This window comes from Dolosigranulum pigrum ATCC 51524, from assembly GCF_000245815.1.
GTDB lineage: Bacteria > Bacillota > Bacilli > Lactobacillales > Carnobacteriaceae_A > Dolosigranulum > Dolosigranulum pigrum.
This window is the reverse complement of the sequence record NZ_JH601104.1, coordinates 150,845-152,413: the sequence shown is the minus strand read 5'-3', so window position 1 is coordinate 152,413 and position 1,569 is coordinate 150,845. Positions and strand designations below refer to the sequence as shown.

The 1,569-nt window shown below is 40.6% G+C and carries 1 protein-coding gene; it reads left to right on the top strand.

The window, feature by feature from the left end; genetic code table 11:
• A partial coding sequence (locus tag HMPREF9703_RS09065; protein ID WP_004636856.1) for a Rib/alpha-like domain-containing protein occupies nt 1–1,569 on the top strand: 1,569 nt, incomplete at both ends.

Here is a 1,569-nt window from a genome sequence, read left to right as displayed (position 1 = left end):
ATGACAGGAACTATTACTAACAGTGATGGTACTGAGATTCCAGGCGGTACAGTAAAAGTTGACGGAAATACCGGTGAAATCAAAGTTGAAGTACCGGCAGGAACAGTTCCAGAAGGTCAAAACTCAATTCCAGGAAAAGTCCAAATCAAGGATAATAATGGAAATGATGTCGGTAATCCAATTGACATTACCATTGACAAAGCTAAAGATGAAACACCAGCACCATCTATTTCTGGTTATGAGGATAAAACAATCACTGAAGGACGACCAATTGAACCAATTACACCAGAGATTACCAACAAAGGTGAAGGGGATATTACTGAAAATGGTCTACCAGATGGATTGAATATTAATCCAGAGACAGGTGAGATTACTGGAACACCAGATGTGAAAGATTGGAAAGATAACTTCGATAAAGAAAAACCAAATTCATCAGATTTTGAAGAAGAACGTGACTTCACAGTAACCGTTACAGTTCCTGGTCAACCTGAAAGAACTGCAGAATTTACAATTACAGTTCAACGTGATACAGATGGTGATGGAATTGCAGATGTTAATGACCCAGATTCTGATGGTGACGGTATTAACGATAATGTGGAACTTGAACGTGGTACGAATCCAAAAGATGCTAATGATTTCAAGGGTCCAGAACTATCAGTAAACACACCTAAGAAGGATGAAGAGACTGTTTCTGGTAAGACAGAACCAGACACACCTGTTACTGTTAAAGATACTGATGGAAAAATTATCGGACAAGGTGTTTCTGATGAAGAAGGTAACTTCAAAGTTCCTGTCGAGAGACCACTTAAAGGTGGAGAAGAATTGGATGTAACTGCGGGGGATCCTAATACTGAGAACGACCAAACAACTGATCGAGTTACAGTATACACACCACAGTCTGATATCTATGAACCACAAGGAAACCCAATCTTTGTTGAGAAGAATGGTACACCGAATGCAACAGATGGTATTGCAAACAAAGACGAACTCCCAGAAGGAACTAAGTTTGAGTTTGATGGACCAGTTGATACATCAACACCAGGTAAGAAAGATGTAAATGTTAAAATCACTTACCCAGATGGATCAGAAGAATCTATTACAGTACCATTACATGTTTCAGATGAAGATACACCACAATCTGAAATCTTCGAACCACGAGGCCAAGATATTGAAGTGCCTGAAGGTGCAGAACTAGATGCAGCAAATGGTATTGCAAACAAAGATGAACTTCCAGAAGGAACCGAGTTTGAGTTTGACGGCCCAGTTGATACATCAACCCCAGGTGAGAAGAAAGCGAAAGTGATTGTAGCTTACCCAGATGGCTCAACAGATACAGTTGATATAACAGTTAACGTAACTGAAGTACCAACTCAAGCTGATAAGCATGAACCAAAAGGCCAAGACATTGAAGTGCCAGAAGGTGCAGAACCAGATGCAGCAAATGGTATTGCAAACAAAGACGAGCTTCCAGAAGGAACCGAGTTTGAGTTTGACGGACCAGTTGACACGTCAACACCAGGTGAGAAGAAAGCGAAAGTTATCGTAGCTTACCCAGATGGCTCAACAGAT